This is a genomic window from Neoroseomonas rubea, assembly GCF_016106015.1.
GTDB classification, from domain to species: Bacteria; Pseudomonadota; Alphaproteobacteria; order Acetobacterales; family Acetobacteraceae; genus Neoroseomonas; species Neoroseomonas rubea.
This window is the reverse complement of record NZ_JACADQ010000164.1, coordinates 1-8,710: the sequence shown is the minus strand read 5'-3', so window position 1 is coordinate 8,710 and position 8,710 is coordinate 1. Positions and strand designations below refer to the sequence as shown.

Sequence of the window (8,710 nt, the reverse complement as noted above, 5' to 3'; positions counted from 1 at the left end):
GGGCGGCGCGGCCTGCTCGGCCTGGCCGCCGCGGCGGGCTTCGCCGCCCTCGCGCCGCGCGGCGCGCTGGCCGGCAGTGGCCAGTACGAGGCGATGCTGGTCAACTGCATCGACCCGCGCTTCACCACCGGCAGCTTCCTCTGGATGTCCTCCCACGGGCTGCGCGACCGCTACAGCCACTTCGTCATCGCGGGCGGGCCGATCGGCGCGGTGCATCCGCGCTTCGAAGGATGGCACGCCGCCTTCTGGGAGAACCTTGCCGTCTCGGTCCAACTGCACAGCATCCGGCGCGTGAGCGCGATGACGCATCGCGACTGCGGCGCGGCGAAGCTCGCCTTCGGCGAAGCGGCGGTCGCGACGCGCGCGGCGGAGAGCGAGGCGCATGCGACGGCCCTGCGCGCCTTCCGCGCCGAGGTCGCGCGCCGCCAGCCGTCGCTGCGCGTGGACACCGGCATCATGAACCTGGACGGCACGGTCGATGCCGTGACGTGACGTGACGCGAGGCGCGCGGGTTTACGCGCGCCGCGATCCGCCCCTAGGCTTCCCCCGAAGGCGCGCCGGCCGCCGCATCCGCGGAACGTGCCGCCGCCGCGCCGGAACGGGGTGCGCAGCCATGTCCTTCCCCATCGGGCGCCGCGCGGCGGCGCAGGGGTTGCTCGGCGGCCTGGTCGCGGCCGGGCCCGTGGCGGCGCAGGGCTATCCGTCGCGCCCCGTGCGGCTTGTCGTGCCCTTCCCGCCGGGCGGCGGCGTCGATGCCGTCGCGCGCATCCTGGCCGAGCCGCTCGGCACCGCGCTCGGCCAGCCCATCGTCATCGAGAACCGCGCCGGCGCGGGCGGGGCGATCGGCGTGGACAGCGTGGCGAAGGCGGCCCCCGACGGGCATGCGCTGTCCATGGTCAGCCCGGGGAACATGACCGCCGGCCCGGTCGTGCGGCCCACGCCCTATGATCCGCTGTCCCTCGGCTTCGTCTCCATGCTCGCGCGCAGCCCGCTGCTGCTCGTCTGCCGCAATTCGCTGCCGGCCCAGGACCTTCCCGCCTTCGTCGCGCTGCTGCGCCGGCAGCCCGATGCGATCCGCTTCGCCTCGGGCGGCGTGGGCACGGGCACGCATCTCGCCGCCGAATTGATGAACCTGCGCCTTGGCGTGCGCATGGTGCACGTGCCCTATCGCGGCACGGCGCCCGCCTTGACCGACCTCGTCGCCGGCAATGTCGACATCTTCTTCAGCGACACCTCCGCCTGGCCGATGGTGCGGCAGGGGCAGGTCCGGCTGCTCGCGGTCAGTTCCGCCGCGGCCTGGGCGTCGTCGCCCACCACGCCGCCGGTGGGCTCCGCGGTGCCGGAGTTCGACATCTCGAACTGGTACGGGCTGGTGGCTCCCCCCGGCACGCCGGCGCCGATCCGCGAGCGGCTTTCCGCCGAACTCGCAACCATCCTCGCGCGCGCGGAGGTCGCGACCGTGCTCGGCCGCATCGGCTTCGACCCCGCGCCGATGGCCCCCGACGCCTTCGCGGCCTTCGTCCGCGCCGAGCTCGAGACCTGGCGCGCCGTCGTCCAGGCCGCCAACATCCGCGCCGACTGACGGCGCCGAAGGACCAGCATGACAGCAAGCGCGCGCCTCGCCGTCGATATCGGCGGCACCTTCACCGACCTTGTCCTCGCGCTGCCCGGACGCAGCCTCTCGGCCAAGCTTCTCACCACGCACGATGCGCCCGAGCGCGCGGTGCTCGACGGTGTCGCCGATATCCTGCGCGAGGCCGGCATCGCGCCGTCCGACCTCGCTTTGGTGATCCACGGCACGACGCTCGCGACCAATGCGCTGATCGAGCGCAAGGGCGCGCGCACCGCGCTGGTGACCACCGACGGCTTCCGCGATTCGCTCGAGATGGCCTACGAGCACCGCTTCGAGCAGTACGATTTGTATATGGAGCGGCCCGAGCCGCTGGTCCCCCGCCCTTGGCGCTTCGAGGTGCCCGAGCGCGTCGCCGCCGATGGCACGGTGCTGCTGCCGATGGACGAGGAGGCGGTCGACCGCATCGGCGCAGCGGCCAAGGCGGCGGGGGTCGAGGCGCTCGCCATCTCCTTCCTCCACGCCTACCAGAACCCGGCGCATGAAGCGCGCGCGCGGGAGATCCTCGCCCGCCACCTGCCGCCCGAGGCGATCTGCCTGTCCTCCGAGGTGTGCCCCGAGATCCGCGAATACGAGCGCACCTCGACCACCGTCGCCAACGCCTATGTCCTGCCGCTGATGGAGCGCTATCTCGGCCGGCTCGAGGACGGGCTGCGCGCGTTGGGCGCGGCCGCGCCGTTGCTTCTGATGATGTCCTCCGGGGGCATCACCACGGTCGGCACGGCGCGGCGCTTCCCGATCCGGCTGGTGGAAAGTGGGCCGGCGGGGGGCGCGATCCTCGCGCAGATCCTCGCCTCCGAGAACGGCATCGACCGCGCGCTCGCCTTCGACATGGGCGGCACCACCGCGAAGATCACGCTGATCGACGACATGAAGCCGCAGCAGGCCCGGCATTTCGAGATCGCCCGCGCGGCGCGCTTCGTGAAGGGCAGCGGCATTCCCGTGCGCATCCCGGTCATCGACATGGTGGAGATCGGCGCGGGCGGCGGGTCGATCGCGCGCGTCGATGGCCTCGGCCGCATCACGGTGGGGCCGGACAGCGCGGGGTCGATGCCGGGCCCGGCCTGCTACGGGCGCGGCGGCACGCTGCCGACGGTCACCGATGCCGACCTGGTGCTCGACTGGATCGACCCGGCGCGCTTCGCCGGCGGGCATATCGCGCTGACGCCCTCGGCGGCCGTGGAGGCCTGCACGGCCTCGGTCGCCGCGCCGCTGGCGATGGACGTGCGGGCCGCGGCGCTGGGCATCACCGAGATCGTCACCGAGACCATGGCGAGTGCCGCCCGCGTGCATGCCGTGGAGAACGGCAAGGAGACGGCCGGGCGCACCATGATCGCCTTCGGTGGTGCTGCGCCGCTGCATGCCGCGCGCATGGCGCAGAAGCTCGGCATGGACCGCGTGCTGGTGCCGGTGGGCGCGGGGGTGGGTTCGGCGCATGGCTTCCTCGGCGCGCCGATCGGCTACGAGGTGGTGCGCACGCGGCTGGTGCCGCTCGCCGCCTTCGACGCCGCGCTGGTGAACGGCCTGTTCGAGGCGATGCGCGCGGAGGCGGAAGCGGTGGTACGGCTCGGCGCGCCCGCCGCCGCGCTGACCGAAACCCGCACCGGCTTCATGCGCTATCGCGGCCAGGGGCATGAGGTGCCGGTCGCGCTGCCGCCCGGCCCCTACACGGCGGACAGCCTGCCTGCCTTCCGCGCGGCCTTCGAGGCGACCTACCACGCGCTCTATGGCCGCACGATCCCGCGCCTGGAGATCGAGGCGCTGACCTGGACGCTGGCGCTGGCGGAAACCAAGCCGCTGCCCGCGCGCATCGCCGACCCGCCCGACGCGCCCGCGCCACCACCCACGGGGATGCGCCGCATCGTCGACCCCGGCACGGGCGGCGTGGTGGAGGCCGCGATCCACGACCGCGCCACGCTGCCCCCCGGCGCGCGCATCACGGGCCCCGCGGTGATCGTAGAGGCCGAGACCTCCACCCTGGTCCCCGCCGGCTTCCGCGCCGGCCCCAACGCCGCCGGCCACATCCTGATCGAGAGGATCGCGCGATGAGCCGGACGATCAACGAGATCGAGGTCCAGATCCTCTGGAACCGCCTGCTCTCGGTGGTGGAGGAACAGGCGCAGACGCTGGTGCGCACCGCCTTCAGCACCGCGGCGCGGGAAGCGGGGGACATCTCCGCCGGCGTCTTCGACATGAAGGGGCGGATGCTCGCCCAGGCGGTCACCGGCACGCCGGGGCACATCAACTCCATGGCCCGGTCCGTCGTGCATTTCCTCGACGCCTTCCCGGCGGAGACGCTGAAGGATGGCGACATCCTCATCACCAACGACCCGTGGAAGGGCACGGGGCATTTGTTCGACCTGACGGTCGTCACGCCGATCTTCCTCGACGGCAGCGCGGTCGCGCTCTTCGCCTGCACGACGCATGTGGTCGATATCGGCGGCCTCGGCGTCAGCGCGGAAGGCCGCCAGATCTACCACGAGGGTCTCTACATCCCGCTGATGCATCTCGCCCGCCAGGGCACGATGAACGACGACCTGCTCGGCATGGTGCGCGCCAACGTCCGCGAGCCGGTGCAGGTGGTGGGCGACATCTACGCCCTGGTGGCCTGCAACGAGACCGGCGGCCACCGGCTGCGCGAGATGATGCGCGAATTCACGCTCAGCGATCTCGAAACGCTGGGGGAGGAGATCATCTCCCGCAGCCGCCGCGCCATGGCCGATGTCATCGCGAAACTGCCGCAGGGCAGCTGGTCCGCCCGCATGACGATCGACGGCTTCGAGGCGCCGGTCACCCTCGCCGCGACGCTGACCATCGCCGGCGACCGCGTGCAGGTGGACTACGCCGGCACCTCGGGCCTGTCGCGCTACGCCATCAACTGCCCGATCTGCTACACGGAGGCCTATACCTCCTTCGGCGTGAAGGCGGCGCTCGCGCCCTGGATCCCGAACAACACCGGCACGCTCGATGCCGTCATCGTCACCGCGCCCGAGAACACCATCGTCAACGCGCCGCATCCCGCGGCCGTCTACGCGCGCTCCGTCATCGGCCACATGCTGCCCGACATCGTCTATGGCTGCCTCGACCAGGCGCTGCCCGAGACGGTGCCGGCGGAAGGCACGTCCAGCCTGTGGAACCTGAGCCTGCTCGCCGGGCACGGGCTGACGGGCACGGAAGGGTCCGCGACGCGCGCCTTCAACGTCACCACCTTCCACTCGGGCGGCGCCGGCGCCCGGCCGCGGCAGGACGGGCTGTCGGCCACGCCCTTCCCATCGGGCGTGCGCAACGTGCCGGTCGAGATCACCGAAGCGATCACGCCGCTCGTCGTCTGGCGGAAGGAATTGCGCCGCGGCTCGGGCGGGCCGGGGCGGCAGCGCGGCGGGCTCGGCCAGCGGATGGAAATCGGCAGCCGCGAGGACGCCGCCTTCGGCATCCAGGCGCGCTTCGAACGCGGCGTCTATCCGGCGCGCGGGCGCTCGGGCGGCGGGGCGGGGGCGACCGGGCGGCTCTCGCTCGGCTCCGGCGGCGGCCTCGCGATCAAGGGGCTGCAGATCATCCCCGCGGGCGACCGGCTGATCGTGGAGATGCCCGGCGGCGGCGGCTATGGCGACCCCTTCGCGCGCGACCCGGCACTGGTCGCGCGGGATGTGCGCTACGGGCTGATCGATCCCGAGGCGGCGGAAGCCGACTACGGCGTCGTGCTCACCGCCGGGGGCGAGCCCGACCTCGTCGCCACCGCGCGGCTGCGCGCCGCGCGCTGAACGGGCGATGGCGCGCCCCGCCATCGAGCGCCGCGCGCTGCTGCGCAATGACGCCTTCCTGCCGCGCGCCGAGGCGCTCGGCTTCGGCTTCCACTCGCCGGAGGGGCGCGAATACTGGGCGCGGGATGCCTGCTACGCGCTCGCACCCGAGGCCGCCGAGGCGCTGGAGCGCGCGGCGCGGGAACTCGCCCCGATGCTCGACGCCGCGGCGGATGCGGTGGTGCGGCGTGGCGACTATGGCGCCTTCGGCTTTACCGACCGCCTCGCCGCGCTCGTCGAAGCCTCGCACCGCGCGGGCGAGCCATCCCTCTATGGCCGCTTCGACTTCCGCCTCGACCCCGATGGCGGCATCAAGATGTTCGAGTTCAACGCCGAGACGCCGGCCGCGCTGCTCGAAGCCGCCGTGGTGCAACTCGCCTGGTTCGAGGAAACGCCGCCCGGCCCGGACACGCGCCCGGGCAGCGACCAGTGGAACCGGATCGACGACGCGCTGGTTGCGCGCTGGCCCGCGCTCGGCCTGCCGCGCCTGGTCCACTTCGCCGCGGAGCGCGAGCGCGAGGACGAGATCGCCCAGGTTGCCTACCTGATGGCGACGGCGCAGGCGGCGGGGCATGACGCCGCCTTCCTGCCGGTGGACGACATCTCCTGGCAGGAGGGGACGGGCTTCACCGACCCCGGGGGCATCCCGCTCCAGGCCTGCTTCAAGCTCTACCCCTGGGACTGGCTGGATGCGGAGGAAGGCGGCCGGCTGCTGCCGCTCGGCCGCACGCGCTGGATCGAGCCGGCGCGGCGCATGCTGCAGGCGAACAAGGCGATCCTCGTCACATTGTGGGAGATGTTCCCCGGGCATCCTCTGCTGCTGCCGGCCTCGCTCGATCGCGCGGCCATCGACGGGCCGGCGATCGGCAAGCCGGCGCTGGGCCTGGAAGGACACGGGATGCGCGTGGAAGGGGCGGAGCGGGATGTCTCGACCGAGGTGGCGGAAGGTTTGCCTCCCTCGCCCGTGATCTGGCAACAATGGGCACCCCTGCCGGGACACGCGATGCCGGATGCCGGACTCGCCTATCCCGTCATGGGCGTGTGGATGGCGGGCGAGGAGCCCTGCGGCCTCGGCATCCGGGAGGGGGACGATCTGGTGACGACGCTCGAGGACCGCTTCGTGCCCCACGTCGTGCTGTAGCGCCATGGCGAGCCCGCCCTTCCAGCGCATCCCGCTCCGCTCGCCTCCCGCCGCGATCCAGCGGCTGGAGGAATTCGGCCTGATGGAACAGGGGCCGGATGGGCTGCCCTATTGGGTGACGGACGGCGCCTATGTGATCGACGCCAAGGCCGCGGGCGCGCTGCTCGACGCCGCGTCGCGGATCGAGGCGTTGTACATGAACGCCGTCGAGCATGTGGTCTCGACAGGCGACTATGCGCGCTTCGGCATCGCGCGACCCCAGATGCAGGCCGCCATCGCGCAATCCTGGCGCGCGAAGGACGCGCCGCTGCACGGGCGGATGGATTTCTCCTTCGCCCCCGACGGCACGCCCATGCTGCTCGACTACGAGGCGGACTCGCCCTACGGCCTCGCCGAGGCCTCCCATGTGCAATGGGGCTGGTTCGAGGGCTGGCAGGCGGCCTCCGGCCAGGCGTCGGATTCGCAGGAGAACCTCGTCTTCGAGAAGCTCTCGGCGCACATCCCGCGCATGGGCCTGCCGAAGCGCTTCGCCATCGCCTGCGGCGGGGCGACGGGCGGCAGCGGCGCGCCGGCCGATACGAGCGAGCGCTTCGACGCGGACTTCCTCGTCGAGATCGCGGAAGCCGCGGGCCTGTCTGCGCGCATCTGCGCCATCGGCCAGGTGGGCTGGGACCTCGATGCGGAGCGCTTCACCAACGATCGCGACGAGGCGCTCGACGCGCTCATCAAGATTTACCCCTGGGACTGGATGGAGCGCGAGCCGAACGCGGCTTTCCTGCCGATGAGCCGCACCCGCATCTATCCCGGCGCCTGGACGCGGCTGCTCGCCGACAAGGCGATGATGACGCTGCTGTGGGAAAGGGCCCCGGGCGCGCCGCATCTGCTGCCGACCTTCCTCGAGCGGCCCGCGACGGGCGCCTTCGTGGCGAAGCCCTGCCGTGGCTGGGACGGAGAGCATGTGACGCTTCCGGGCCAGCAGCCCGGCGCCATGCCGGTCGAGGAGGTCGGCCCGCTGCTCTACCAGGCCCATTGCCCTCTGCCGGTCTTCGACTCCGGGCGCGGGCCAGTGCACGCCGCCGCCTCCGTCTGGATGGTGGGCGGGGAGCCCGCCGGCCTGTCCTTCCGTGAATCGCGCGGGCCCGTCACCGGGGCCGATGCGCGCTTCGTGCCACACATCTTGCGCGGCTGACGCGCGAGCCGGGGAGCCACCGATGACCGCCGCCGACATCCTCGCCCTGTTCCCATCCACCTTCCTGAACTTCCTGATCGCCTTCGGCCTCGGCGCCGTCTTCTGGGTGGCGGGGCTCGTCATCGTGTCGCTGGCCACGCCGCATGCGGAACTGGCGCTGCTGCGCGCGGGCAACCTGCCGACGGCGGTGGCCTTCGGCGGCAAGGCGCTGGGGATGGTGCTGCCGATCGCCGCCGTCGCGCGCTCCGCCGCCGGGCCGCTCGACCAGATCATCTGGTGCGTCGTCGCCGTGGCGGTGCAGCTCGTCGTGCACCTGATCCTGTCGATGCTGCTGCCGGGCCGGCTGAAGGAGGAGATCGAGGCCGACCAGATCGGCGGCGGCGCCGTCTTCGTCGCCTTCATGCAGGTGGGCGCGGGCATCCTCAACAACGCCGTCATGTCGGGCTGAGCCGCCGCCATGGCCTGCGACGCCGCGCGCCCGCCGCCTTCCCGCCGCCGCTCCGCGACCGTGCGCGCGGTGGCGCTGGTCACGGTCGGCCTGGGTGCTGCGGGCTGCGACGATCCGGCGCCGGACCTGCCGGGCCAGACCCAGGCGAGGCTCGATTCCTGCCGCGCGGCGCATGTGCGGCTCGGCGAGGACCCGGCGCGCTGCGACCGGATCGAAAGCGCGATCGCCGGCGAGCACGCCACGACGCGCCCGCGCTTCACCACCATCGCCGCCTGCGAGACGCTGTTCGGCACCGGCGCCTGCGAGGGCGAGACGCTCGCCGCGACGGGTCCTGGCTGGCGGCCGACCCTCGCCGGCTGGACGCTGGCGCCGGGTTCGACGCGCGACCTCGTACCCGTGCTGCGCGACCGGGATCAGCAGCACTGGGCGCTGTCCGAGCCGGCGCCCTCGGCCGGCGGCGCGCCCGCGCTGCTGCCATCCCCGCGCGCTGTCCCGCCGCCCG

8 protein-coding genes are annotated in these 8,710 nt (G+C 72.9%); all 8 read left to right on the top strand.

The genetic code is table 11. The features are described 5' to 3' along the window. On the top strand, positions 1-492 hold a 492-nt coding region (locus tag HW577_RS15235; protein ID WP_198377007.1), incomplete at its 5' end, for a hypothetical protein. A gap of 121 nt (positions 493-613) precedes the next feature. Then, on the top strand, positions 614-1,582 hold the full coding sequence (locus tag HW577_RS15230) for a Bug family tripartite tricarboxylate transporter substrate binding protein (RefSeq protein WP_198377006.1): 969 nt from the start codon (positions 614-616) through the stop codon (positions 1,580-1,582). A gap of 18 nt (positions 1,583-1,600) precedes the next feature. Further along, positions 1,601-3,679 (top strand): hydantoinase/oxoprolinase family protein, encoded by a 2,079-nt coding sequence (locus HW577_RS15225; protein WP_198377005.1) that lies wholly within the window; start codon positions 1,601-1,603, stop codon positions 3,677-3,679. Then, positions 3,676-5,391 (top strand): hydantoinase B/oxoprolinase family protein, encoded by a 1,716-nt coding sequence (locus HW577_RS15220; protein ID WP_198377004.1) that lies wholly within the window; start codon positions 3,676-3,678, stop codon positions 5,389-5,391. Before HW577_RS15225 ends, HW577_RS15220 begins: the two co-directional genes overlap by 4 nt. A gap of 7 nt (positions 5,392-5,398) precedes the next feature. Beyond that, positions 5,399-6,571 (top strand): glutathionylspermidine synthase family protein, encoded by a 1,173-nt coding sequence (locus tag HW577_RS15215; RefSeq protein ID WP_198377003.1) that lies wholly within the window; start codon positions 5,399-5,401, stop codon positions 6,569-6,571. A gap of 4 nt (positions 6,572-6,575) precedes the next feature. Further along, the gene (locus HW577_RS15210) at positions 6,576-7,760 is read left to right on the top strand and encodes a glutathionylspermidine synthase family protein (protein WP_198377002.1); all 1,185 of its coding nucleotides are present in this window, start codon (positions 6,576-6,578) and stop codon (positions 7,758-7,760) included. Between the two features lie 22 nt (positions 7,761-7,782). Beyond that, a complete protein-coding gene (locus HW577_RS15205) occupies positions 7,783-8,208 on the top strand; it encodes a DUF350 domain-containing protein (protein ID WP_198377001.1) in 426 nt (141 codons plus the stop codon). Positions 8,209-8,217: 9 nt separating this feature from the next. Beyond that, positions 8,218-8,710, top strand: a 493-nt coding sequence (locus tag HW577_RS15200) for a DUF1190 domain-containing protein (RefSeq protein WP_198377000.1), incomplete at its 3' end; no start/stop codon positions are given.

Bases quoted from the DNA above. Each gene is read 5' to 3' on its own strand.
- HW577_RS15230 (WP_198377006.1), top strand. From the start codon at position 614: ATGTCCTTCCCCATCGGGCGCCGCGCGGCGGCGCAGGGGTTGCTCGGC.
- HW577_RS15225 (WP_198377005.1), top strand. From the start codon at position 1,601: ATGACAGCAAGCGCGCGCCTCGCCGTCGATATCGGCGGCACCTTCACC.
- HW577_RS15220 (WP_198377004.1), top strand. From the start codon at position 3,676: ATGAGCCGGACGATCAACGAGATCGAGGTCCAGATCCTCTGGAACCGC.
- HW577_RS15215 (WP_198377003.1), top strand. From the start codon at position 5,399: ATGGCGCGCCCCGCCATCGAGCGCCGCGCGCTGCTGCGCAATGACGCC.
- HW577_RS15210 (WP_198377002.1), top strand. From the start codon at position 6,576: ATGGCGAGCCCGCCCTTCCAGCGCATCCCGCTCCGCTCGCCTCCCGCC.
- HW577_RS15205 (WP_198377001.1), top strand. From the start codon at position 7,783: ATGACCGCCGCCGACATCCTCGCCCTGTTCCCATCCACCTTCCTGAAC.